Source organism: Altererythrobacter ishigakiensis (genome assembly GCF_001663155.1).
In the GTDB taxonomy this organism is placed as follows: domain Bacteria; phylum Pseudomonadota; class Alphaproteobacteria; order Sphingomonadales; family Sphingomonadaceae; genus Erythrobacter; species Erythrobacter ishigakiensis.
In genome coordinates this window covers 2,359,682-2,384,458 of the sequence record NZ_CP015963.1, presented here as the reverse complement: position 1 = coordinate 2,384,458, position 24,777 = coordinate 2,359,682, and the positions used below count along the sequence as shown (strand labels likewise).

Annotated in this window: 23 protein-coding genes; 11 read left to right on the top strand and 12 right to left on the bottom strand. The window is 57.1% G+C overall.

Annotated elements, in window-relative coordinates; genetic code table 11:
* Positions 1–8: 8 nt before the first annotated feature.
* On the top strand, positions 9–1,751 hold the full coding sequence (locus tag A6F69_RS11460; protein ID WP_425388051.1) for an ATP-binding protein: 1,743 nt from the start codon (positions 9–11) through the stop codon (positions 1,749–1,751).
* Here A6F69_RS11460 and A6F69_RS11455 read toward each other — a convergent pair.
* Together A6F69_RS11455 and A6F69_RS11450 are read right to left on the bottom strand one after the other, a co-directional pair.
* Positions 1,748–2,482 carry a 7-carboxy-7-deazaguanine synthase QueE gene (locus A6F69_RS11455; RefSeq protein ID WP_067601425.1) on the bottom strand — a complete coding sequence of 245 codons (735 nt, stop codon included), beginning with the start codon at positions 2,480–2,482 and terminating at the stop codon, positions 1,748–1,750. The two genes, A6F69_RS11460 and A6F69_RS11455, sit on opposite strands and share 4 nt — an antisense overlap.
* A gap of 1 nt (position 2,483) precedes the next feature.
* On the bottom strand, positions 2,484–5,216 hold the full coding sequence (locus A6F69_RS11450; RefSeq protein ID WP_067603031.1) for a valine--tRNA ligase: 2,733 nt from the start codon (positions 5,214–5,216) through the stop codon (positions 2,484–2,486).
* Positions 5,217–5,322: 106 nt separating this feature from the next.
* Between A6F69_RS11450 and A6F69_RS11445 the strand changes: the two genes are divergently transcribed.
* The 4 genes from A6F69_RS11445 to A6F69_RS11430 are packed head-to-tail and all read left to right on the top strand — an operon-like array spanning position 5,323 to position 8,878.
* Positions 5,323–6,435, top strand: a complete 1,113-nt coding sequence (locus tag A6F69_RS11445; protein ID WP_067601422.1) for an ABC transporter permease — start codon at positions 5,323–5,325, stop codon at positions 6,433–6,435.
* Complete coding sequence (locus A6F69_RS11440; RefSeq protein ID WP_067601419.1) at positions 6,432–7,298, top strand: ABC transporter ATP-binding protein; 867 nt, start codon at positions 6,432–6,434, stop codon at positions 7,296–7,298. Before A6F69_RS11445 ends, A6F69_RS11440 begins: the two co-directional genes overlap by 4 nt.
* A gap of 9 nt (positions 7,299–7,307) precedes the next feature.
* Complete coding sequence (locus A6F69_RS11435; RefSeq protein WP_067601416.1) at positions 7,308–8,255, top strand: MlaD family protein; 948 nt, start codon at positions 7,308–7,310, stop codon at positions 8,253–8,255.
* Between the two features lie 14 nt (positions 8,256–8,269).
* A complete protein-coding gene (locus A6F69_RS11430; RefSeq protein ID WP_067603028.1) occupies positions 8,270–8,878 on the top strand; it encodes an ABC-type transport auxiliary lipoprotein family protein in 609 nt (202 codons plus the stop codon).
* 4 nt (positions 8,879–8,882) lie between these two features.
* Here the strand turns inward: A6F69_RS11430 and A6F69_RS11425 are convergent, their stop codons facing one another.
* From A6F69_RS11425 to crcB, 6 genes are read right to left on the bottom strand one after another with little or no spacing between them, the layout of a single operon-like run.
* A complete protein-coding gene (locus A6F69_RS11425; RefSeq protein WP_067601413.1) occupies positions 8,883–9,581 on the bottom strand; it encodes an ATP12 family chaperone protein in 699 nt (232 codons plus the stop codon).
* Complete coding sequence (locus tag A6F69_RS11420) at positions 9,578–9,757, bottom strand: hypothetical protein (RefSeq protein WP_144573584.1); 180 nt, start codon at positions 9,755–9,757, stop codon at positions 9,578–9,580. The genes A6F69_RS11425 and A6F69_RS11420 overlap by 4 nt, the downstream gene beginning before the upstream one ends.
* A 35-nt stretch (positions 9,758–9,792) precedes the next feature.
* A complete protein-coding gene (locus A6F69_RS11415) occupies positions 9,793–10,440 on the bottom strand; it encodes an HAD-IA family hydrolase (protein ID WP_067601409.1) in 648 nt (215 codons plus the stop codon).
* Positions 10,437–10,988 (bottom strand): FMN-binding negative transcriptional regulator, encoded by a 552-nt coding sequence (locus A6F69_RS11410; protein WP_245638242.1) that lies wholly within the window; start codon positions 10,986–10,988, stop codon positions 10,437–10,439. Before A6F69_RS11410 ends, A6F69_RS11415 begins: the two co-directional genes overlap by 4 nt.
* A 50-nt stretch (positions 10,989–11,038) precedes the next feature.
* On the bottom strand, positions 11,039–12,199 hold the full coding sequence (locus tag A6F69_RS11405) for an RluA family pseudouridine synthase (RefSeq protein ID WP_067601404.1): 1,161 nt from the start codon (positions 12,197–12,199) through the stop codon (positions 11,039–11,041).
* Entirely contained in the window at positions 12,196–12,624 is a 429-nt protein-coding gene (crcB, locus tag A6F69_RS11400) for a fluoride efflux transporter CrcB (protein ID WP_067601402.1), read from the bottom strand. The genes A6F69_RS11405 and crcB overlap by 4 nt, the downstream gene beginning before the upstream one ends.
* 240 nt (positions 12,625–12,864) lie before the next feature.
* On the opposite strand from crcB, the gene rpsU reads away from it, so the two are divergent.
* From rpsU to gatB, 5 genes are all read left to right on the top strand, one after another.
* Positions 12,865–13,071: a 30S ribosomal protein S21 gene (gene rpsU, locus A6F69_RS11395; protein ID WP_034952298.1), complete on the top strand. Its 207-nt coding sequence runs from the start codon at positions 12,865–12,867 to the stop codon at positions 13,069–13,071.
* 127 nt (positions 13,072–13,198) lie between these two features.
* Entirely contained in the window at positions 13,199–13,753 is a 555-nt protein-coding gene (locus A6F69_RS11390; RefSeq protein WP_067603024.1) for an FKBP-type peptidyl-prolyl cis-trans isomerase, read from the top strand.
* A gap of 71 nt (positions 13,754–13,824) precedes the next feature.
* On the top strand, positions 13,825–14,127 hold the full coding sequence (gene gatC / locus A6F69_RS11385) for an Asp-tRNA(Asn)/Glu-tRNA(Gln) amidotransferase subunit GatC (protein ID WP_067601399.1): 303 nt from the start codon (positions 13,825–13,827) through the stop codon (positions 14,125–14,127).
* A complete protein-coding gene (gene gatA / locus A6F69_RS11380) occupies positions 14,127–15,608 on the top strand; it encodes an Asp-tRNA(Asn)/Glu-tRNA(Gln) amidotransferase subunit GatA (protein WP_067601396.1) in 1,482 nt (493 codons plus the stop codon). The genes gatC and gatA overlap by 1 nt, the downstream gene beginning before the upstream one ends.
* Before the next feature lie 127 nt (positions 15,609–15,735).
* Positions 15,736–17,232 carry an Asp-tRNA(Asn)/Glu-tRNA(Gln) amidotransferase subunit GatB gene (gene gatB / locus A6F69_RS11375; RefSeq protein WP_067601393.1) on the top strand — a complete coding sequence of 499 codons (1,497 nt, stop codon included), beginning with the start codon at positions 15,736–15,738 and terminating at the stop codon, positions 17,230–17,232.
* Positions 17,233–17,527: 295 nt separating this feature from the next.
* On the opposite strand, the gene A6F69_RS11370 is transcribed toward gatB, so the two are convergent.
* The 4 genes from A6F69_RS11370 to A6F69_RS11355 all read right to left on the bottom strand — a co-directional run bounded on the left by A6F69_RS11370 (position 17,528) and on the right by A6F69_RS11355 (position 21,779).
* A complete protein-coding gene (locus tag A6F69_RS11370; RefSeq protein WP_245638241.1) occupies positions 17,528–18,211 on the bottom strand; it encodes a hypothetical protein in 684 nt (227 codons plus the stop codon).
* A 13-nt stretch (positions 18,212–18,224) separates the two neighbouring features.
* A complete protein-coding gene (locus A6F69_RS11365; RefSeq protein ID WP_067601389.1) occupies positions 18,225–19,007 on the bottom strand; it encodes a hypothetical protein in 783 nt (260 codons plus the stop codon).
* Between the two features lie 188 nt (positions 19,008–19,195).
* The gene (locus tag A6F69_RS11360; RefSeq protein ID WP_067601384.1) at positions 19,196–19,498 is read right to left on the bottom strand and encodes a hypothetical protein; all 303 of its coding nucleotides are present in this window, start codon (positions 19,496–19,498) and stop codon (positions 19,196–19,198) included.
* Between the two features lie 70 nt (positions 19,499–19,568).
* Positions 19,569–21,779, bottom strand: a complete 2,211-nt coding sequence (locus tag A6F69_RS11355; protein ID WP_067601382.1) for an acylase — start codon at positions 21,777–21,779, stop codon at positions 19,569–19,571.
* Positions 21,780–21,991: 212 nt separating this feature from the next.
* Here A6F69_RS11355 and clpB point away from each other — a divergent pair, with 212 nt between their 5' ends.
* On the top strand, positions 21,992–24,571 hold the full coding sequence (clpB, locus tag A6F69_RS11350) for an ATP-dependent chaperone ClpB (RefSeq protein WP_067601378.1): 2,580 nt from the start codon (positions 21,992–21,994) through the stop codon (positions 24,569–24,571).
* Positions 24,572–24,777 lie beyond the last annotated feature (206 nt).

Here is a 24,777-nt window from a genome sequence, read left to right as displayed (position 1 = left end):
CAAGCGACATGGGCAACGAAAACTTTGATCAGTTCAATCCTGCTGGTGGCCAGCAGCCGCAAGCAACACCGGCGCCGCAAGACGTGCAGCCGACCGCCCCGACCGGATATTCTGCTGCGGAAGCCGCAGCATCAAACACGGCGCCTAGCCAGAATGCCCAGATGCCAATCGGAGTGGTACTGGAGATCGCGGGCTCCGGCTCGCAAATCGCACTTGATCTTGAACGCCTCAACGAGTGCATGGATGATGAGGACCCTTCGGTTGCCTTGGCAGGCCAGGTGGGCAGCCAGATCAAGATCCGCGTTGGCGATAGCTGGCTTCTCGCCAGCGTTCGCAACCAGCGCAAGGATCGACGTGCAAATGGCGGTATTCTGGCCAATATCGACTTCTTGGGGGAGGGCGTAGAGGAGAAGCTCACTGGCCGCCTGCGGGGCTTCCGCCGCGGTGTTACGCGTTATCCCATTCCGGGCGCGATGGTTTATCCCGCGACTACCGCGGACTTGAAACAAGTTTATGCCAGCGATGGTCGCGCAAATGTTGAAATCGGCACAGTCTATCCGACAAAGGATATTCGCGCCGGCCTCTATATCGACGCGATGCTGGGCAAACACTTCGCCCTGCTCGGTTCGACCGGTACCGGTAAATCGACCAGTGCTGCATTGATCCTGCACCGGATCTGTCAGGCGGCGCCGCAAGGTCACGTGGTCATGATTGACCCGCACGGCGAGTATGCCGCTGCGTTTCGCCAAACTGGCCAGATTCTGGACGTGTCAAATCTGCAAATGCCATATTGGCTGATGAACTTCGAAGAGCATTGCGAGGTGCTCCTCACCAGCGACGGCAACGAACGTCAGGTCGATTCCGACATTCTCGCGAAATGTTTGCTCCATGCGCGCTCAAAGAACCGCCTGGCTGAACAGCTCGGCAAGATCACAGTGGACTCTCCGATCCCCTATTTGCTGTCTGATCTATCGAACAAGGTGCAGGATGAGATGGGCAAGCTTGACAAGGCGACCTCATCCGCACCGTACATGCGGATAAAGAACAAGCTTGACGAGTTGAAAGCCGATCCTCGTTACCAGTTTATGTTCTCAGGCATGCTGGTGGGTGACACCATGACCGAATTTATCAGCAAGGTGTTCCGCATGCCAGGCGATGGCAAACCAATCTCGATTATCGACGTGTCGGGTGTTCCATCGGACATTACCAGCACTGTTGTCGCGGTATTAAGCCGTCTGGTGTTCGACTTTGCGATCTGGGGGCGCGATGACAAAACGCGTCCGATCCTTCTCGTATGTGAAGAAGCACACCGCTATGTGCCGAGCGAGAAAAATGCGGACAATTCGTCTGTTGGCCGGATCCTGTCGCGGATCGCTAAAGAGGGCCGTAAATACGGTATCTCGCTTGGGCTCATTACTCAGCGTCCGTCTGACCTTGCAGAAGGCGTGTTGTCACAGTGCGGCACGATCATCTCAATGCGCTTGAACAACGACCGCGACCAAGCTTTCGTTCGGGCAGCCATGCCTGAAGGTGCAAGAGGATTCCTCGATTCGATTCCCGCGCTACGCAACCGCGAATGTATTGTTTGCGGAGAAGGTGTGGCGATCCCAATCCGGGTCGCGTTCGATACTCTGGAAGAGAATAAGCGCCCGGCATCTGAAGATCCCAGCTTTGTCGAGCTGTGGAACCAGCACGGCGGTGAAGAAGAGATCGTAGAACGCGTGGTCCAACGCTGGCGTTCGCAGGGCTAAGTCCCGCGCGTATCCCCGTATAGGTGGATATGCAGCCGATCACTCATGCGAAAGCCGTGCTGAAGGCATAGATCAGCGAGCCATCTGGCGCGTGATCCGATTGTGTTGCTATCCGCGCCTTCGGGCATCAGGAAGACGTGACCAGGCTTGAAACGATAGCGGCGTTGAAGCGCCAGCACTTCGTCCACGTCTTCTGGCTCGGCGATCACGAACTTGAAATAGGCGCGCGGGTCTGTTGCATAGGCATCAAGCCGCTCTGGAATGAGTGCGAGTTTCGGGTCATTGCCTGAATGCGCGAGCTTCGGGCTGACATTGTATTGGTCCACGCGAATATCGAGCCGGGCAGGCGCGGTCACCGTACCGTTGGTCTCGATTTCGACGGAGATGTCAGGGAGCAATTCGAGCAGCTCGGCAAGCTTGCCCGCCTGCAGCAATGGCTCGCCCCCGGTGATCACCAGCCGCTTTTGCCCCAGCGCCGCGATCCGCTCTGCCGCATCGGACAATTCCAACGTGATCTGATTGGCCTTGCGCTCAAACGTTTCGCCGTCACGATGCGGCCGGTTGTCGCCTTCGAACCGCCAGGTGTAGGCGGTGTCACACCATGTGCAGGCGAGATTACAGCGCGACAGCCGCATGAACGCGACCGGCATGCCGGTGCTTGGCCCTTCGCCTTGCAATGACGCAAAAATCTCCGGCCCGCCGGTGTCATCAGTGGCGAGGACGAGCGACATATTACCCCAGCCGCGCCAGCGCGGCCTTCAGCCGCTCTGCCTCTGCGGAATGATGCGCAAAGTCGCCCTTGGCCTTCTCCACCGCTTCAGGCTTGGCCCGTTCCACGAAGTTCGCGTTGGAGAGCCGCCCTTCGAGCGATTTCGCTTCCTTCTGCGATGCTGCAAGCGCCTTTTCCAACCGCGCTTTCTCCGCTTCGATATCGATGATGCCTTCAAGCGGGATGACGAACACGTCCTCGCCTGCGGTGATCTGCATCGCGGGGCCGGACGGCGCGTCACTCAATGTGACCGGTGTCAGGCGCGCAAGCCGCTCAATTGCGGCGCTGCTGCGATCGATCGTGCTGGCAGCAAGCTCCGAAGCCTTTGGCAAGAACGCGGGTAGCTTGGCACCCGGCGCGATACCCAGTTCGTTCTTCGCTGAACGGACGCCGGTTGTCAGATCGATCACCCAATCGATCGCATCGGTTGCATCCTTCGAAACGCTCGCGCGCGGGCTGGGCCATTTGGCTAGGATCAAATCGTACTTCCGCTCGCCCAAAGCGTGCCACAGCTCTTCTGTGATGAACGGCATGAAGGGGTGCAGCATCACCAAGATCTGATCGAGTGCCCATCCGGCGACCGCGCGGGTTTCCACTGCTGCCGGACTATTCGCGTCGCCGGCGAAGACTGGTTTGATCAGCTCAAGGTACCAATCGCAAAAACGAGACCACGTGAACTGGTAGATCGTGTTGGCCGCCGCATCGAAGCGCAGGTCAGCCATCGCCTTGTCCAGCTCATCAACAGTCTGCTGAACCTCGCCGATGATCCACTGGTTGGCCGCAAGCTTGGCCTCAGGTGCAGCCAGAGTGGTGCTCGCGCCGATGCCATTGGACTGACAGAAACGTGTCGCATTCCAAAGCTTGGTCGCGAAGTTGCGGTATCCCTCGACCCGTTTCTCATCCATCTTGATGTCGCGGCCCTGGCTTTCCATCGCCGCCATGAAGAACCGCAGCGCGTCCGCACCAAATTGATCGATCAGGCCGAGTGGATCGACGACGTTGCCCTTCGATTTGGACATCTTCGCGCCGTCTGCCGCGCGGACGAGGCCGTGCAGATAGAGGCGCGGCCATGGGGCCTCACCCATATTGTATTGCCCCATCATCATCATCCGCGCGTCCCAGAAGAACAGGATGTCGAAGCCGGAGATGAGTAGCGAATTGGGGAAGTGCTTTTCGAGCAGCGGTTGGCCTTCCTCGGGCCAGCCAAGCGTCGCAAAGGGCCACAGCGCGGAGGAGAACCACGTGTCGAGGACGTCGCTGTCACGTTCAAGGGCAACGCCTTCTCCCGCCTGAGCCTGCGCCGCTTCTTCGGTCATGGCGACGTAGACTTGGCCTTCGTCATCATACCACGCCGGAATCTGGTGTCCCCACCACAACTGGCGGCTGACGCACCATGGCTGGATGTTCTCCATCCAGTTGAAGAAGGTTTTCTCCCAGCTTTTGGGGACGATCTCGATCGCACCGTCGCGCACCTGCTCAATCGGCTTGGCGGCGAGCTTGGCGGCATCGACATACCATTGGTCGGTCAGCCACGGCTCGATCACCACGCCGCCGCGGTCGCCGAAAGGAGTCGCGATCTGGCGCGGCTCGGCATCATGCTCGACCTCCTCGCCTTTCTTGGTCTTCGCGACATGCGGGATCAGGAAGCCCTGCTCCTTCAAGCGCTGAACCACTAACTCGCGCGCGCCGTCTTTACCGTCCCGCTTGAAGCGGTGAAGGCCGAGAAACTCCTCAGGCACTAACCCGTCCGCCGTCTGGCAAACATTAGCATCGCCATCGAGCATGTTGAGCATCTGCGCCGGGGCAATGCCTGCACGCTTGCCAACTTCGAAGTCGTTGAAGTCATGGCCCGGCGTGATCTTCACCGCGCCAGAGCCAAGTTCCGGATCAGCGTGTTCGTCCGCGACGATGGGAATACGCCTACCAGTGATCGGCAGGATTATGTGCTGGCCGACGACGCTTTTGTAGCGCTCGTCAGCGGGATGGACCGCGACTGCCATATCGGCGAGCATGGTTTCAGGTCGCGTGGTCGCGACTTCTATGTAATCGCGGCCATCGTCCAACGTCGCACCATCAGCGAGCGGATATTTGAAGTGCCAGAAGCTGCCCGGAATCGTCTGCTGTTCGACCTCAAGGTCTGAAATCGCGGTCTTGAGCTTCGGATCCCAATTCACCAACCGCTTGTCACGATAGAGCAGGCCATCGTTATAGAGGTCGACAAAGACCTTGAGCACAGCCTTGGTGAAGTGCTCATCCATGGTGAACTGTTCGCGGCTCCAATCCATCGAACAGCCGAGGCGGCGCAGCTGCGTGGTGATGGTTCCGCCGCTTTCGGCCTTCCATTCCCAAACCTTGTCGACGAATTCCTCGCGCGTGTAGTTGGTGCGCTTGTCCTGGCGCTCCTCCATCTGGCGTTCGACGACCATTTGCGTGGCGATACCTGCGTGGTCCGTGCCGACCACCCAAAGCGCGTCCTTGCCGCGCAGGCGCTCATAGCGGATCACGATGTCCTGCAGCGTGTTATCAAGCGCATGGCCGATGTGGAGCGATCCGGTCACGTTCGGCGGCGGGTTCACAATAGTGAAGGGCTCGGCATCAGGCCGCTCAGGCCGGAACGCGCCGCTTTCTTCCCAATGGGAATACCATTTCGCCTCAATCGCGGCGGGATCGAATGTTTTATCTAACTCTGTAGTCATCTTGGATAGCGCCTTTGCCAGCGCCGCGCGAATGGTGCAACGGCTGATACGCTGCGACGCAACAGAGCGCTTGTTATCGCGCCAGTTTCCCCTCATAGTTTGCGGCATGAGCGGCGGGGCCGAATTTTCCATTGAAGAGCGGGAAGCAGGCGGACAGCGTCTGTTGCTGTCCGGGCCCTATCTTGTCTCTTCGATCGGGGCGATTGATCAGGACCTTGATACGCTTAGCGGCGAAATCGCCGAGATTGACCTTTCCGGCGTTAGCGAAATCGATACGGTTGGCGCATGGATAGCTTGTCGGATCGCGAGGACGCATGGTTCCGATATCGTCGGCGCCAGCGAGCGTGCCCAGCGGTTGCTTAAGGCTGTCGATGCAGCCGGCAGGGGCGAATATCAGGAACCACCTGGTCTCGCCTGGTGGCAACCGATCCCCGCGAAGACAGGGGAGATGGTTGAGAAGGCGCAGATTGGCACCGTGGGTGTGCTTGATTTTCTGGGCCAAATCCTGATCGCTGTTTGGAGTTTGTTGAGGCAGCCCAGCCGGTTCAGATGGACCGCTTTTGTCCGCCAGATCGAACTGGTCGGCGTCAGCGCGCTGCCGATCATCGGATTGATGAGCTTTTTGATCGGGATTGTGATCGCTCAGCAAGGAGCGGTGCAATTGGAACAGTTCGGTGCAGAAGCGCTGACGATCAATCTGGTCGGCCGAATTACCTTGCGCGAACTTGGCGTTTTGATGACCGCGATCATGGTCGCCGGCCGTTCTGGTAGCGCGTTCGCTGCGCAAATCGGCACCATGAAATTGACCGAAGAGGTTGATGCGATGCGCACAATCGGAATCTCTCCGGTTGAAGCGCTGGTGATACCGCGCACTTTGGCTGCGGTCATCATGATGCCGTTGCTGGGCTTTTATGCATCAGTGATGGCAATCATCGGCGGTGCCGTGGTGGGGGACTTGTTGTTGGGTATTCCCTTCTGGACCTTTCTGACTCGCATTGAAGAGGTAGTGCCGACCTATGATCTTTGGGTTGGGCTGATCAAGGCGCCAGTCTTTGGTCTGATTGTGGCTCTGGCAGGCTGCTATCATGGCATGCAGGTGCGTGGGAATTCAGAGGAAGTCGGGCTTCGCACAACCATGGCGGTGGTCAGCGCGATTTTCGCAGTCATCGTACTCGATGCGTTTTTTGCGGTCTTCTTCACCGAGGTTGGTTGGGGATGAGTGTTTTCAACCAGCATGAGCCATCAAGGCATGAGCGTTTTCGTGGCGAGCATCCGATTGTTGTCGAAGGCCTCAAGACCGCTTTTGGCGATCACGTTGTGCATGAAGACCTCTCGCTGAGGGTCAATCGTGGCGAGATCATCGGGGTTGTCGGTGGCTCGGGTTCAGGCAAATCGGTCCTGATGCGCGCGATCATCGGCTTGCAGACACCAGCGGCCGGCGAAATCGAGGTGTTTGGCAATTCGATCACACAAGCAGGTATCGATGAAGACTTGGGCGTGCGTTCTCGCTGGGGTGTGCTGTTCCAGGGCGGGGCCCTGTTCTCGACATTGACCGTGGGCGAGAATGTCGAAGTCCCGATCAAACAGTTTTATCCTGACATAGAGCCTGAATTGCGCCGCGAGATTGCGCGATATAAAGTCATTCTTTCGGGGCTGCCAGAGAATGCCATCGACAAGTTTCCTTCAGAGCTTTCGGGCGGGATGAAGAAACGCGCGGGACTTGCGCGCGCCTTGGCACTCGATCCTGAACTACTGTTCCTGGATGAGCCCACTGCCGGGCTCGACCCGATTGGTGCAGCGGCTTTCGACAAGCAGACGCGCGAGCTTAAAGAAACACTCGGGCTTACGGTCTTTCTGATCACGCATGATCTCGATACGTTGTATGAAATTTGTGACCGTGTGGCGGTGATTGCCGACAAGCGAATTATCGCCGTCGGGACGATCACCGAATTGATCGAGACCAATCATCCGTGGATCGATGAATATTTCAATGGCCCGCGCGGAAGGTCTGCCTCGCATGGCAAACTACCGCAGGGAAATTCACCCACAAGCGTGGACAATCAGCCGGATAGCGGGGCATAAAGGGCAGGCATGGAGACGAAAGCCAACAATATCTGGGTGGGGATCGTGACGCTGGCTCTGCTTGCGTCGCTGGCCGCATTTATCGTTTGGCTTGCGCGGCTGGGCGAAGGTGCGAGCAATGAATACGACATTCTGTTCGAGCAATCTGTTGCAGGGCTCGCCAAAGGATCGCAGGTCTCTTTCGCTGGCGTGCCGGTTGGCCAGGTGAGTGAAATCGAGCTTTGGAAGCAAGACCCTGAATATGTGAAAGTGACCGTAAAAGTCCGCGATGACGTTCCGGTGCTCGTAGGCACAACGGCAACGATTCAAGCGAGTTTCACCGGCGTTTCCACAATTCTACTCGACGGTGCACGCGCAGATGCCCCGCCGATCTCTTGTGATACGACTGCGTGCCCAGACGGAAACCCGGTAATCCCACCGGCGCGTGGGGGCTTCGGCGAACTGCTCGCTTCCGCACCGCTACTGTTAGAACGGCTGGCCACTTTGACTGAACGGCTGACTCAGGTGCTTGATGATGACAACCAGAACCAGATCGCCGCTATTCTGGAAAATACCAATGCTATGACTGCAAGCTTTGCTGAAACCGCGCCTGCGGTGAACGCCAACCTCGCACAATTAGAAATTACCCTGCGTGAAGCGGCAGAGGCACTCGACAGTTTTGAGAAAGTGATGGCCTCTACCGACAGTGTCATCAATTCCGAAGGCCAATCGCTGGCACGCGAATTGCGTGCTACTCTGAAATCGGTCAACGCGGCTTCGGTCTCTCTGGCTGCTACTCTTGATGCGGCGCAGCCTGCAGCTGAGCAGCTCTCGCAGACCACAATCCCCGCTGCCGAATCTACATTACGCGATTTGGAAGCAACCAGTCGCGCGCTAAGAAAAGTTACAGAGCGTTTGGAGAGCCAGGGTGCAGGCGCAGTGCTTGGCGGGCAAACACTGCCGGATTACGAGCCATGAGAAAGAGCAAGCCGATGACCAGATCCGTAGTATGGCCAGCTACTCTATTGCGCAGCGGTTTCTTGCTGCCAGTTCTGGCACTAGCGGGCTGTGTGAGCTTGGGCGGAGCGGAGCCACCTGAGAGTCTGCTCACACTCACGCCCACTTCGATTGCGCCTGCTGGAGCAGCCATCAGCGCACAGCGCGGTGACGCGCTTGCGTTGCACGAGCCGGCGGTTCCGGCAGAGCTGGATTTACTCCGCGTACCTGTGCGCATCGATGACGCTAATCTGGCCTATCTCAAGGACGCGGTATGGGTGGAACGGCCTGCGCAACTGTTCCGCCGCCTGCTGGCAGAGACTATCCGGACGCAGGGCGAACGCGTAGTACTCTCCGGCGGCGATCCGGCGGCGCGCGGCAGTTTGCAGCTTCGCGGCAATCTCTCAAGCTTTGGTTATGACGCCGCGCAATCGGCGGTGGTAGTGCGGTTCGATGCGACGTTACTGGGCAGCGATGGCGTGGTTGAACAGCAACGATTTGAGGTGATCGAGAGCGGGGTGATGGCTGAAGCATCAAGCGTAGGCCCAGCGCTCAATCGCGCAGCTAATGATGTTGCAATGCAAGTGGCCGAATGGCTTGAATAGCGCTTTAGTCGCTGAGCAATTGAACCCATTCAAAAGCTGACAGGAATGCATTTTGGCGCTTTTCGCGGCGCTCTTCGGCTTGCGGATCGCGGCCCCACAAATCGGCCTGCCATTCCTCTTCCAGGCTTGCCGCGCGCCACAGGCTGACTGGCTCAGCATCATCTTCAAGCGCCAGAAGCGGCACACATAGCGACGCTGCTAGCGCCGCCATGGTTTGCATCCCAGCAAGCGTAAAGTGGTCCTTGGTCGCCAGCAGTTCTCGCAAGCTATCAAGCGTTTGCTCGGGCTGGTCGCGGTGTATGACACCGCTTACGCGCGTGAACTTGAGTCCGAATTTTTCCTCGACCTGACATAGCAGCGGCTCCCATTTGGCTAGCTGGCGCTCAAACAAGGCTTCTTCAGGATCAGCCCGATAACAGAGCGTGTCAGTTTCAGCATATTTGATCATCTGGTCGATGGAGGATTGCGGATCAATCGCTACCATATCGATCGCGAAGTCAGTTTGATCCCGATGGACGAAACGCCGCGTATCAATGTCCTCGGACTGTTCTGACCATTCTAGAGCAAGCGCATCCGCCAGTTGACGTGTCGGCACGATTTGCGGGGCACCCTTGACGGTTTTCAGGCCGCGTCCGTCGAGCGTGACCTGCCACCCGCGATTACCCGCTTCGGCAACACCTACAGTCTCGTAAAACCGCTTCATTCGTCTTCGGTTTTCCATTGGCTGGCAAGCTTGCGAGGCCAGAAGAAAAATACGGCAAGGCCGCCTAGGCCAAGCCCGATATTGAGCAACCATGGAATATTCGAAGCAAGTTGGGACATCGCGATTGCGGCCAATACCATCGCGATCCCGGCCAAACGTACGAGATTTAGCAACATGAAGCGCTCTCTCGCTTTACTCTCGTCAAAATCATTCAAAGCAATTGCTCCAGATGCAGGGGGTCAGCAGCAACTGCTTCTGCGCCTGCCTGTGTCAGCTCTTCTGGTGCATGATAGCCCCAGGCAACACCCATTGCCCTGACGCCTGCATCGCGCGCCATCAAAATGTCAAAGGTTGTATCGCCGATCATCACTGCTTCATCTGGTCCTACACCGGCCTCAAACAAGGCGGCTTCCAGCATTTGTGTGTGGGGTTTCGACGGATGTCGGTCTGATGTCTGCAAAGAGATGAACATGTCAACGAGCCCATGTTGCTCGAGGCACGCTTTAAGCCCGCGATCTGATTTTCCAGTCGCGACCGCCAACAACCATCCAGCTTGGGAAAGCGAGGTCAGGAGTTCTCGCATTCCGTCGTATAGCGGTTCGTGGATTGCGCCGCGCTGACGCCGAGCAAAAAAGCCTTCTTTGTAAGCAGCAACAAGCTGCGCATTTAAGGCGTCATCAATGCCCGGTACCAGATGGCGCAATGCGACAGGCAGACTCAAGCCGACAGAACGACGGATTTCGTTGCGGTCAGGGACTTCCAATCCAGCGTCCAAAAAAGCTTGCTCCATGGTGTCGCATACATGCGCCTGTCCATCGACCAACGTGCCATCACAATCGAAGACCGCAAGACGCGTCATTCGCCAAACTCGCGCATTGCTTTTGCTACGTCGATTGCACCTTGCTGCTCCAGACCCGCAACCACGCGTTCGCGTTCCTCAAGCGACTTGTTCTGAGACAGCTTCACGGTTTCGCGCCGTGTTTCGATTTCCATTTCGAAACCGACTATTCCGCGCATCAAACCATCGCGATGTCGCTGTGACATTTTGTCCATAGTCCATGCTTCGCCGCCTTCGACCTTTGCTTCGTGCTGATCACTCAGATCTTTGAGCTGCTGCAGCAGCTCCGCATCATCAAGCCTGCGAACACTGCCTTCCAGTTCGACGGCAATATAGTTCCAAGTCGGGACTTGATTGGCGTCGCTATACCAACGTGCGGAGACGTAGGCATCGGGGCCGTTTATTACGACCAGTGCGGTGCTGCCTTCCAAGTGCCGCGTAAGTGCGTTTCCTCGTGCAAGGTGAAACTGCAGCTTATTAGGATTGGTTGATACCAAGGCTGAATGAGCCACTCTTGGTCCATCGGGGGTCTGGAGAAACAACGTGCCGAAACCGACTGTCTTGATCATTGACCAATGCAAGTCAGGGTTATTATCGCGGAAGATCGGGTTCGGGTGCATTAGCGCTTACGTCCCTTGCCACTGTGTTTACCGGATTTGGCCCCCTTCTTCGCGCTGGCTTTCGATGTTGTGCGTGTACGGCGCTCCCCGCGGCGTGATTTCCGATATTGCTTAGCGTGCGCCTTGGCGGCCTGCTTCTTTTCGGCTTTGGTCCGCTCTGTATTGTCTTCTCGCAGCGGCTTTGCATCGCTCAGTGCTATATCGAAACCCAACTGTTCCATGCTCGCAGCAAAATGCTCAGGTAACTCAGCTGTCACATCCAGCTTGCCGCCGCCCGGTTCAGTTATGATCAGGCGGCGCGCATGCAGATGCATCTTGCGAGAGATGCTGCCGGTAAGAAACGCATCCTGCCCGCCATATTTACCATCGCCCACAATCGGATGGCCGATTGCCTCCATATGAACACGCAGCTGGTGAGTACGTCCGGTCAGCGGCTCAAGCTCGACCCAAGCGGCTTTCTTGCCTGCGGTTTCCACGACACGATAGCGAGTTTTGGCTGGCTGCCCACCTTCCATATCGACATGCATCTTCTCGCCGCCTGTACCTGGTTGCTTGGCAAGCGGCGCGTCGATTGTGCCTTCTTTTACATCAGGCACACCGACGATCAGCGCCCAATAGACTTTGCGCGCGCTGCGTCCTGAGAAACGCTTGGAATAACTCGCGGCACTCCCCGGAGTACGGGCAATGAGCAGTACACCAGATGTATCTTTGTCCAAGCGGTGTACCAAGCGAGGTCGTGGAGTGTCTTCATCCTCAACAAATGCATCAAGCAGCCCGTCGACATGCTTGTTTGTCTTGCTGCCGCCCTGCGTGGCGAGGCCGGGTGACTTGTTCAGCACGATCGCGCTTTTGGTCTCCTTGACGACCATTGCTTTTGCTTCTGCAATTTCTTCCGGCTTCAACTCGCGGCGGGGCTTAGGTTTGCGCCCTGCTTGCTCCCCGCCCGGCGGGACACGCAGAACTTGACCCGAGGTCAGCCGGTCATCAGGCTTGGCGCGCTTGCCATCGACGCGAATTTGGCCGGTGCGCGCCCATTTCGAGACGGTACCAAAGCCAATCTGCGGCAGATTGCGCTTGAACCAGCGGTCCAGACGCACTCCGTCATCGTCATCGCTAATGGTAAACTGGCGAACTTCGTTTAGGAATTTACGCTCGCTCATCCGGTAACTCGAATCACAATCAAGCCCATGTAGAGGCCAACCAAGCCCGCGAGTACTGACACGGTAGCGTAAGTGAAGGCAGTGATAGCTTGCCCGCGCTCGATCAGCAGCATCATTTCCAGGCTGAACGCGCTGAACGTGGTAAAGCCGCCTAAAAGACCTACACCGATTAGCAATCGAGCCTGCTCCGGCACGAGCAAGCTACTCTGTTCACCGCCATGACGTGCAAGCCATCCGGCCAGCAAGCCCATGGCAAGGCTGCCTATTACATTCGCAGCAAGTGTTGCCCACGGAAAGGCTGTGACGACTTGAGGGCCGAGCCAATGCGTGATCCCGCGGCCAAGCTGATAGCGGAGCACAGCACCAATCGCGCCGCCCAGGGCGACATTGAGGCTTGCAGCTATGGGAGAGATTGCGGAACTCATGGCGAGCCTCTTTAACGGGGCTTGGTCCGCGTGCATAGCGTCGACTGTAAGTCATCGAATGCTGGCACCTGTTGCATCCTCGCAACCCTTCAAGCACTTGCCATTGTGGCGCGATTTGGCTAGGGCGCGCCCAGAGATTGCCGGCCGCTAGCGGATTCGGCCCGTTTTTCGTTGATTTTCAAGTGGGGTAACCCCGCGCTGGTGCGGGCACTGCTTCATTTTTGTGAGGTGTAGGAATTTATGCAAATCATCGTTCGCGATAACAATGTCGACCAGGCTCTCCGCGCGCTTAAGAAGAAGCTGCAGCGTGAGGGCGTGTATCGCGAAATGAAACTGCGCCGCCACTATGAGAAGCCGAGCGAAAAGCGCGCCCGTGAAAAGGCAGCTGCTGTTCGCCGCGCTCGCAAGCTTGAGCGTAAGCGTATGGAGCGTGACGGTATCAAGTAATGCCGTATTTCAAGTGGGAAACCGCTTGAACGCACCTTCATGTTAAGCCATCAGGGCGCGGATTGATCCCGCGCCTTTTTGCTTGGGCAAAACGCGCGCCAACATGATTACAGCAGGAATTCCATTCATGGCCGAAGTCACCCGCGTTCCGATCCAGCCGATTGCCAAGGGCTCACTTACCAAGTTGTGGGTGGGCGTTATCATCGCTGTTCTGATTGGTGCAGGTATCGCTTGGGCGGCTTTGCCGAAGGCATTTTCAGTCACTGAAGTTACCGCCGGTACCGGCGCTGCGCCAAACGACGGCGATGTCGCCTTTATCAAATACAAAGGCACGCTGGACGACGGAACGGTGTTTGATGAAGCGTCATCATCACCTTTCCCTCCCGGAATTTTTCCTGATGGCGTTCCGATGCTGGTCGAAAAAGGCGCGGTGGTTGATGGCTTTTATGAAGGCCTCAAGCAGATGCAGAAGGGCGGCACTTATGAGCTCTTTATTCCTGCAGAACTTGCCTATGGCGATGCACCGCCACCGGGATCAGACATCCCGCCTGGCGCGAATCTGAACTTCGAAGTAGAGCTGGTCGATTTTATGAGCCAGGCCGATGCTGAGCGCCGAATTCAGATGCTGCAGCAAATGATGCCGCCTCAGGGGCCGGGCGCCGCACAGCCGCCACAGCCTTAGGCCAAAATTCGTCCCGGCTCTCGCGTGAAAGCCGCTTGAAGGTGCGCCTGTGCACCGCTAACGGAGCGAACATGTCCGTAGATAAAGCAACCGTGGCCAAGATTGCTTCTTTGGCCCGCATCAAAATGGGTGATGATGAGCTGGAGCGCATGGTTCCGGAACTCAATGGTATCCTCGATTGGGTCGAGCAGCTGGGCGAGGTTGATACATCGCAAGTCGAGCCCATGACTGCTGTTATCCCGAATAAACTGCGCCTGCGCGATGATGTGGTCGATGCCGATCCGCTGACAGGCGGCGGCAAGCCTGACGATGTACTCGCCAATGCGCCCGCCGCAGAGCACGGCTTCTTTGGCGTGCCGAAGGTGATCGAGTGATGGCTGGTTTTACTGATCTTGGCGTCAAGCACATCCGTGACGGGGTGGCGAGCGGCGAATTCACCGCACGCGAAGTGGCGGAAAGCTTCAATGCGGCCGTAGCGGACGCAGCCGCGCTCAATGCTTTCATCGTGACTACGCCTGACCATGCGCTGGCCGCGGCAGAGAAGGTCGATGCCGACCGCGCCGCTGGCAAGACTTTGGGCAAGATGGCGGGTGTGCCGATCGGCATGAAGGACCTGTTCGCGACGCATGGCGTGCAGACCACCGCCGCATCGCATATCTTGGAAGGCTTCAAGCCCGAGTACGAAAGTACCGTCTCGTCCAACCTTTGGGCGGCTGGCGCAGGTATGCTGGGTAAGCTCAACCTTGACCAGTTCGCGATGGGTTCATCGAATGAGACAAGCTATTTCGGCAACGTCAATTCGCCATGGCGCAAGGAAGGCAGCAATGCCGCGATGAGTCCGGGCGGGTCTTCGGGCGGTTCTTCGAGCGCAGTTGCCTCTCGGATAGCTCCTGCCGCAACCGGTACCGACACAGGCGGCTCGATCCGCCAGCCTGCTGCCTTTACCGGTATTTGTGGGATCAAGCCGACTTATGGGCGCTGCAGCCGTTGGGGCGTGGTCGCCTTTGCAAGTTCACTCGATCAGGCGGGTCCGATGGCGCGCACGGTGGAGGACTGTGCGATCATGCTGGAGGCAATGGCAGGCTTTGATCCTAAGGATTCGACATCGCTTGAGATGGATGTTCCAGCTTGGGAAGCCAATCTGAGCGCTGACCTCAAGGGCAAGAAAGTCGGTATTCCCAAGGAATACCGCATGGATGGCACCGATGATGCGATCCTGAAAAGCTGGGAGCAAGGCAAAGAATGGCTGCGCGATGCAGGCGCGGAGATCGTCGATGTTTCGCTGCCGCACACGAAGTATGCGCTGCCTGCTTATTACATCATCGCGCCTGCAGAAGCGTCGTCGAACCTCGCGCGCTATGACGGCGTGCGCTACGGACTGCGCGAACTGCCCGAAGGGGCTGGGCTGCAGGACATGTATGCTGCAACGCGTTCGGCTGGCTTCGGTGATGAGGTCAAGCGTCGTATCCTGATTGGTACCTATGTGCTCAGCGCGGGCTTCTACGACGCGTATTATAACCAGGCGCAAAAGGTGCGGGCCTTGGTCGCACGTGATTTTGAGCAGGCTTGGGCCGAGTGTGATGTGATCCTGGCGCCGACCACGCCGACAGCCAGCTTCCCGTTGGGTTCGCTTAATGAAGACCCGCTTACGATGTATCTCAATGACGTGTTTGCTGTGCCGGCATCGTTGGCGGGTTTGCCTGCGATGAGCGTGCCTGCAACGCTGACTGAAGACGGGCTGCCGCTGGGGCTTCAGTTGGTCGGTAAGCCGTTCGACGAGCAGGGCGTGCTCAATGCGGGCCTCGCGATTCAGAAGCGGGCAGGGTTTACCGCTCAGCCGAAGAAGTGGTGGTAGTCGATGCTTTTCGCCATCATCTTTCTTATTTGCTTCGTGCTCCTCGGCCTATTTGCTCTCTGGCTCAGCAAGAATGTTGAGCACGGCGAAGCGCGCTTTGACACGTCGAATACACAGGCGAAAAAAGATGACTGAATACCGTATCCAAGGCGTCACCGGAGAATGGGAGGTCGTAATTGGCCTTGAAGTCCATGCGCAGGTTACCAGCAATGCTAAGCTGTTCAGCGGAGCTTCTACTGAATTCGGCGCGGAGCCGAATGCGCAAGTGAGCCTGATTGATGCAGCGATGCCCGGCATGCTGCCTGTGCCCAATCGCGAATGCATCCGTCAGGCGGTGCGCACCGGTATGGCGATCGAAGCGCAGATCAACAAATATTCGCGGTTCGACCGCAAGAACTACTTCTACGCCGATCTGCCGCAGGGTTATCAGATCAGCCAGCTTTTTCACCCCATCGTGGGCGAGGGTCAGCTCGTGCTTGACGCGGATGAGAAGGGCGGCATCCCTGAAGAGAAGATCATCGGGATCGAGCGCATCCATGTGGAGCAGGATGCGGGCAAGCTGATGCATGACCAGCACCCGACCATGTCTTACGTCGATCTCAACCGCTGCGGCGTGGCTCTGATGGAAATTGTGTCCAAGCCAGACATGCGCTCGCCAGCAGAGGCCGGCGCCTATGTGCGCAAGCTGCGCAGCATCCTGCGTTATGTCGGCAGCTGTGACGGCAATATGGAAGAGGGCAGCATGCGCGCCGACGTGAACGTCTCTGTGCGCAAGCCCGGCGAAGAATTCGGCACGCGGACTGAGACGAAGAATGTTAACTCGGTGCGTTTCGTGATGCAGGTGATCGAACATGAGGCGAACCGCCAGGTCGATCTGATCGAGAGCGGCGGCACAGTGGTGCAGGAAACGCGCCTGTTCGATGTCGCCAGCGGCACGACACGCAGCATGCGCTCAAAGGAAGACGCGCATGATTACCGCTACTTCCCTGATCCCGACCTGTTGCCGCTGGAACTTGAAGACGACTTCCTCGAGGAATGCCGCGCATCGTTGCCAGAATTGCCCGACGCCAAGCGCGCGCGGTATGAAAGCGAGCTGGGCCTTACGCCTTACAATGCGCGCGAGCTGACCGCGGAGGTTGAGACTTTCGCACGGTTCGAAACCCTGCTGGCAGCTACGGCCAAGGCCATCGGTAAAGACGAGAAGAAAGTCGCAACGCCGGTTGCCAACTGGGCGCTTTCAGTCGCGCCGGGCGTGATCAAATCGCTGGGTGATGAAGCGAATGTCGAGCATGCCACCGCTGCGCGTCAGGCCGCGATCCTCAAGATGCAGGACGCAGGCGAAATCAGTGGCGGTCAGGCGAAAGAGATATTCGAGATCGTCTTGAAGACGGGCCGCGAGCCGGACGAGATCGCGGATAGCGAAGGCTTGAAACAGGTTTCAGACACTGGTGCGATCGAAGCAGCGATTGACGATATCTTGGCGAATAATGCCGACAAGGTTGAAGAATACCGCGGCGGCAAGGACAAGCTGTTCGGTTTCTTCGTTGGTCAGACGATGAAGGCCATGCAGGGCAAAGCCAATCCGGCAGTCGTGAACCAGATCCTGAAAGACAAGCTTGGGTAAACGGCTGTGAGTTTTGCGGGCTGATTCGGCGTGTTAATTGCGGTTAACCATATGAATTAACCTGCGGCCTTGCTCTATCTCGCTGAAAAACAGAGATAGTCTGCTATGGGTTTGCCGCCGTTTGTTGGGGCATGTAACTGTATTTCTGCGACCCGAAAGGCTCAATGCTTAGGTATTGAGTTATTTCAATCCTAAGGGCGGCCATCATCGGGCCGCCCATTTTTTTCAGCAGACATAAGAAAAGACCGCCGGAGAGGTAGCTCCAGCGGTCCTTCGTCATCCATGACGCCTAAAATTAACCGCCTTCGATCAAAGCATCAACGATGACATAGCTTTCCGGTCCGAATTGTATCGTGACCCGATCACCCTCGCGGGAGGTTTCAAAGTCCCATCCAGCCGAGCCGTCTGCTTCGGCGCTGTCCGCGCCAAATGGCTCTGTTCCATTGAAGAAGATCGCACGCTTGAAGCCGTCTGGCTTCTGGACTTCGACCAGCGCGCTACCTGCTTCGCCGCCCCAGTTACGGATCACACCTGCTTCGCACGTTTGATTGGGAGCAGCGCCGCCAAATCCGCACGGGATGGGGGCGGTGGCATTGTATTCGGTGCCTGGGACAAGTGCGTCAGCGGTATTATCAACCGGACCGTTTTCGCCCATGCCTGCGTTCGCATCGCCCATCGCGACCGAAACCAGCCTGACCCCTTCAACATTTCCCACGACTTCTCCGCCCAATGCCTCTGCAGAGGCTTCGGAAGGACAACCGACCAGAATCGCGCTGTCATCAAGGAAGTTAGAAGTAGCAGCGCTTTCGCCAAGTCTTCGGCACGGATCCCCCGTGTTGGGGAAGCCATCACCGAATGGCGCCAGTGACTCGGGGATCTCAACAAAAGTTGCTTTATCGGCCGAATCGCCATCGGCGCCGCTGCCACATGCTGCCAAAGCTATGGAGCACGCGCTGATTAGCGGGATAAATCTTCTCACGAACCGTTCCTCCTCAGCCGCGACAATCGGGGTGATTACCGATGTCACGCGCATCATAGACACGTCCGTCGGCAATGGTCAGTTGGACGCATTGGCGAGATTCACTGCGCCACATGATCGAATATCGAGTATTGTCATCGCCAAACCGGCTGACACGGGTAAAGCCGCGCTCGGCCAGGAGATCGCGAGCACGCGGTCCGCGCATTCCTTCGACATCCCTGAATTGAGCGATGCGTGAATAGCCGCCGCGCCTATGGTGATGGCTCAGGTTGGCCTGACGTTCGTCGGCACCTCTTTCATATCCGTGCGCGTAGGCATCGTCGCGGTTGTAGTTGTGGTACTGGGCATGGTGCAGCCCGTCCTGATATCCTCGCTCGAACTCGGCCGTCTTTGTTTCGTCGTAGTCCCGACCTTCGCGATGGTGTGACTTGTGGCCTATAAGCGCCCCAAGGATGGCAGCCCCTGCAACCGCTCCTAAGGCCGCACCTGCACTTCCTTTGTGATGGCCGCAATCCTGATCAGTTGCATCGCTGATCGTCTCAACCCTACCGTTATAGACTTCCACCTGAACGCAGTCATCGTCGCGTTCGTCCCACCAATAGCTGTACACATAACCCATCGAATTCTTGTGGGTTGAGACATGGGCAAATCCACGCTGCTGAAGTGCACCTTCGGCGCTGCTACCCCGCATGCCGTTGATATCGACAAGCTGGTTTGCCTTCTCAGCCATAACCGGTGTGGCCACCAGTGCGCCTAAGGCAACGCCCATCGTCAGTTTCTTGAATTTCCTCGTCATCGTTTGGTTCTCCCAGTTCCCAAAATTGAATCAATGCGGCCTTATGTTTCTCTAACAGAGCAGTAATTGGCTTGTTTCTCAAGGTGCGGCAGCGAATACCCTTTATGGGGAAATACCATGGTGCGAACGAAAAAGGCCGCCAAAGCGCAAACTCTGACGGCCTTCAGGATTTTCGTATGTGAGCTGACTTAAGCGGCTTTTTCGCCGGTCAGCGGCATTGCGCCGAAAGCGCCGGCATTGACGTTGCCAGCCAGCGTGCCGCCTTCGATGGTCGCTTCGCAGTCGAGCGTCATCGGCATCGGCACGGTCATCTGCATCTTCCAGGTAAGCGTGTTCCCATCGACCTTGCCGTCTTCGACGTCCATGCTGCCCATTGCGCCAGCCATCTTGCCGCTGAATGTACCATCACCATTGTCAACCACGGTTAGGGTACCGCTCTGGTCGCCCATCGGGCTCTTGACGGTGGTATTGTAGCTTCCTGAAAGTGACATGGGGTTCTCCTAAAAACTGTTTGCCCGGCAAAGCCGCCGAGCGAGGCATGAGTGACTGTTTACACGGGTGTCAGTTAGACTCAACCACATATCGGCGTGATGCGTTGGCAATCGCGTCTTCGCGCCAGAAATGAACCGGCTTTAGTTGGTGATTGACGAACAATTCCATCTGATCGGTGTGATGTGGGCTCTCGAGTCTGCTGATCGCTGCTCCGAAAGGTTGAATCGACTGTGAGCGCACGCGCTCTCCAGCGCGCCATTCGACCCATTGGATGAAGCTGTCACCGTGGACGAGTCTCAGACGACCATCGTCCTCCACCCGCCACGTGGTTGACGCGCGCAAGGTGTCAGAGCCGCCATCCAGCGGCAAATCGACTTCCCCGTGTCGCAATCGCAGGAGTTCTGACATTGGCGGGTCAATCCTTCCGAAATACGTCTTGAGATGGTTGATCTCCTTCCGGAGCATTTCTTCCACGTCGGGATATTCTTTGTTTTGATACTCAGCCGACATGAAGTCGCGGATCATCAGCAGCGCGAGCGCGTCAGCCGCGCCTTCGCTGTCTGCCGTGAAATCCCAGCTCAGCATCAATTCGCGCGCCTCGGCAAGTTCGGCATCAGCGCCCGGATCGAGCGCCTCCACCGCATCCCAAAGCTCCGCCACATAGCCTTCACGTTCATAGGCGGTGTCGTACTTAATTCGCCTCAGGTTTTCGCGATCGAGCACGTCTGCCTCGCTCAGCAGCTTCCATGCGCGGCGTGAACGGTTGGTCTGCTTTAGCTCGACACCAAGGATGGGCGAGATACTTTCCGGATCTATGTCGTCGTCGGCACCTGCTGCCGTATATGGCTCGTTATTGGCGTTATAAAGCCAGCCAGAAGACGGATTGATGAGCTTGGGGATTTCTGCGTAGTCAACTGCGCCTTCCCAGATCAGGTCGCTGCGATTGCCCGGGAGCACTCCGCGCCAGTTGGCTTCCACATCGTCGGGACGGTCAGGGATGGCGGCATTGTAGACATAGGCAATGTTGCCTGCTTCGTCAGCGTAAATGAAGTTCGTGCTGGGTATAGCCATGCGCGCGATTTGAGCCTGCCATTCCTCCAACGTGGTCGTCTTGTTCAGCCGATAATAGGCATCGAGCTGTTCAATCCGGTCTATCCCGCCATAGCGGATCGCGAAAGCGCCATCGTCATTGATGATGACCGGTCCATGGGCGCTGCGGCGTACTTCGCGACGGATGGGCAAAACGATCGGACCCAACTTTACGGGTAAAGTGACCGTCTTGCTTTCGAGATCGCGCCACTCGCCATCAAGCATATAGCGTGTGCCGCTCTCATCCATCTCCAGCTCAAACACGTCGACCATATCCGGGCGATTGACCGTGTTGGTCCAGCCAAGGTGACGGTTATGGCCAAGGAAGGGGTAGGGTGAGCCGGGGAAATTCGCGCCTGTGAAATGCCAGCCCTCTTCGCTTTCGACTGTCATCTCATACCAGGCAACGCCGCCGGTCAATGGCTGGTGCGAGTTCGAAATTAACGTAGTTGGCCCGCCGGCTTTCTCCGGGCTGACGGCGAAAGCGTTTGAGCCATTGAGTGTGCCATTTTTGCCGAATGGTGAGTAGTAAGCGGCGTCTGCCGGCTCTCCATCGAAGTCGGGCCCAATCACTTCTCCGTTTGCATCGCGGGGGAAGCCTGGAATATCGGGACCGAATTCGCGACGTAGTGGCTCTCCAGAAACCAGCGGCTGAATGACGTTATTGAGCCCGAAGAAGAACGGCTGGCGCAACGCAAAACCGGCCGCGATATCCTTGCCATTCACAGGGAACAGATTAGCCAGCTTGAGCTCATCCGGATTGTCCGCTGCGTATTGATTGAGGCCCGCTGCATAGGCCTCGAGAAGAGCCCGCGTATCTTCGGGCAAGCTGTCATAATGCCGTTCAGCCGTCCCACGCGCATCGAGCAAGTGATAGACAAAATCGACTGCCGCGCCATCTTCACCCGCAATTGCGCCATAGCGGCCGCGCGACATTGCGATAACATCCTGTAGGGTGAAGAAATCATCTTCGGATTGTGCAATTGCTACTCCGAAGGCGACGTCTGGATCTGTCGCCCCATAAATATGCGGCACCCCATACTCGCTGCGGATTATCTCGGCCCTATATGTGTGCTCGCCTTTCGGAGCTTCGCCGCGCTGTGCGAAGAACGGTTCCCACGTCGCCAGCGCAATGAATGCGACAAGCAGTGATACCAGCAGCGTCCAGCCGCCGCGCTTGATCCAGATCATAGATTCTCTCTCACCAAAACAGTTGATCTGACAGTCGCTATCACAACACAGGAGGTCAAGCCGCGAAATTCATGAACTTGTCAGGGGCTTGCAAAGCAGATTACCAAACCCACCTAGTCAGGTAACACACCTTTGAAGTAAATTTGGCTCGGGGCCTTGTGTTGCAAATTAGCAACACTATATCAGGGCGGTAAATCAATGAGGGATCATCAATGAATTTGGAAAAGTTCACAGACCGCGCCAAGGGCTTCCTGCAAAGCGCCCAGACAGTCGCGATCCGCATGAATCATCAGCGGATCACGCCGTCGCATCTTCTGAAGGCTTTGCTCGAGGATGAAGAGGGCATGGCGGCTGGATTGATCCAGCGCGCAGGCGGCAACCCTGGTGTGGCAATTACTGAGATCGATACGGAGCTAGGCAAGATCCCGGCCGTTTCCGGAAGCGGTGCGCAGTCCACACCGGGTCTGGACAATGATGCTGTTCGCGTGCTCGACCAAGCGGAGCAAATCTCAGAAAAATCTGGCGATAGCTACGTCACGGTCGAACGCCTTCTTTCTGCGTTGACCCTTGCCACAACAACCAAAGCAGGTCAGGCGCTGAAGCAAGCCGGTCTCGATCCAAAAGCGCTCGAGAACTCCATCAACGAATTGCGCAAAGGCAAGGCCGCGGACAGCGCCAATGCCGAGAGTGCCTATGACGCGATGAAGAAATTTGCGCGCGACCTGACGCAAGCGGCGCGAGACGGCAAGCTCGATCCCGTGATCGGCCGCGATGAGGAGATCCGCCGCACGATCCAGATCCTTGCTCGCCGGACCAAAAACAACCCCGCGCTGATCGGCGAACCCGGCACCGGTAAGACTGCCATTGCCGAAGGGCTGGCGCTGCGTATTGCGAATGGTGATGTGCCTGACAGCCTGAAGGGCCGCACGCTGATGAGCCTGGATATGGGCGCGCTGATCGCCGGTGCGAAATATCGCGGCGAGTTTGAAGAGCGCCTGAAGACCGTTCTAGACGAGGTGAAGGGCTCGGATGGTCAGATCATCCTGTTCATTGACGAGATGCACACGCTGATCGGGGCAGGGGCCTCTGAAGGTTCGATGGATGCATCGAACCTGCTGAAGCCAGCCCTGTCACGCGGTGAACTGCACTGCATTGGTGCGACTACGCTTGATGAATATCAGAAGTATGTTGAAAAAGATCCTGCTCTGCAGCGCCGCTTCCAGTCGGTCTACATTGACGAGCCAAGTGTCGAAGACACGATCTCGATCCTGCGCGGGCTGAAAGAGAAATATGAGCTGCACCACGGCGTGAACATCACAGACAGCGCTCTGGTTGCCGCGGCACAGCTTTCGAACCGTTACATCCAGAACCGTTTCCTGCCCGACAAGGCGATCGACCTGATGGACGAGGCAGCTTCGCGCATCCGCATGGAAGTGGAATCGAAGCCTGAAGAGATCGAGAATCTCGATCGACGTATCATCCAACTGAAGATCGAAGAGTCGGCGCTGGCTAAAGAGAGCGATGATGCCTCGAAGGATCGCCTGATCGCGCTGCGCGAAGAGCTTGCGAACCTTGAACAGGAAAGCTCGGAACTCACCACCCGCTGGCAGAATGAACGCGACAAGATCCATGCAGAGAGCCGGATCAAGGAACAGCTTGATTCGGCGCGGCTGGAACTAGAGCAAGCACAACGAGAAGGCGACTTGGCCAAAGCAGGAGAGCTTTCCTATGGGCGCATCCCCGAATTGGAGAAGCAACTGGAGGAAGCGCGCGGGCAGGCCGAGAACGCGCTGTTGCGCGAAGAAGTGACGGAAGAGGATATCGCTTCCGTCGTCAGCCGCTGGACCGGTATTCCCATCGACAAAATGATGGAAGGCGAACGCGAAAAGCTGCTGCAGATGGAAGAGCTGCTTGGAAAGCGCGTGATTGGCCAGTCGCAAGCAATCGAGGCCGTGTCCAAAGCGGTGCGCCGTGCGCGCGCCGGCTTGCAAGACCCGAACCGTCCATTGGGCAGCTTCCTGTTCCTTGGTCCTACAGGGGTCGGCAAAACCGAACTCACGAAAGCACTCGCAGAATTCCTTTTCGATGATGATCAGGCGATGGTCCGCATCGACATGAGCGAATTTATGGAGAAGCACTCGGTCGCGCGGCTGATTGGCGCACCTCCGGGCTATGTCGGTTACGATGAAGGTGGGGTGCTGACCGAAGCGGTCCGCCGACGCCCATATCAGGTTGTGCTGTTCGACGAGGTCGAGAAGGCTCACAGCGATGTCTTCAACGTGCTGCTGCAGGTACTTGATGATGGCCGGTTGACAGACGGACAGGGGCGTGTGGTGGACTTTTCGAACACGCTCATCATCCTGACATCGAATCTAGGCAGCCAATACCTTTCCAACTTGCCTGATGACGGCAAAGTGGCCGATGTCGAAAAGGATGTGATGGACGTCGTGCGTAATCATTTCCGCCCAGAGTTCCTCAACCGTCTGGATGAGATCATACTGTTCCATCGCCTGGCAGCTGAACATATGGCGCCGATTGTTGAGATTCAGGTCAAGCGCGTGGGTAAACTGCTCAAGGACCGCAAGATCGAGCTGGACCTGAGCGATGCTGCGCTTCGCTGGTTGGGTAGAGTGGGCTATGATCCAGTATATGGGGCAAGACCGTTGAAACGAGCTGTGCAGCGCTATCTGCAGGACCCGTTGGCCGAGATGATTCTGGAAGGAAAAGTGCCTGACGGCAGCGTTGTCACCATCGACGAAGGTGACGGTGAGCTCAAAATGTCATTGAAATGATATTTTGAGTAATAAAATTACGTCTGATTGGTGATATAAGATCGGCAAATTTCACAAATGCGTCGATGTGGGATTCACGCAACAATCCTGCAAAATTTGATCTGATGCTTTGACATCGCGCGAGGGCTAACGCATTAGTTCCGCATCCTAAGGGGCCGTGCCTGTGGGATTATAGGGGACTGAGCAAAGAGGAATCGTGAGAGCGA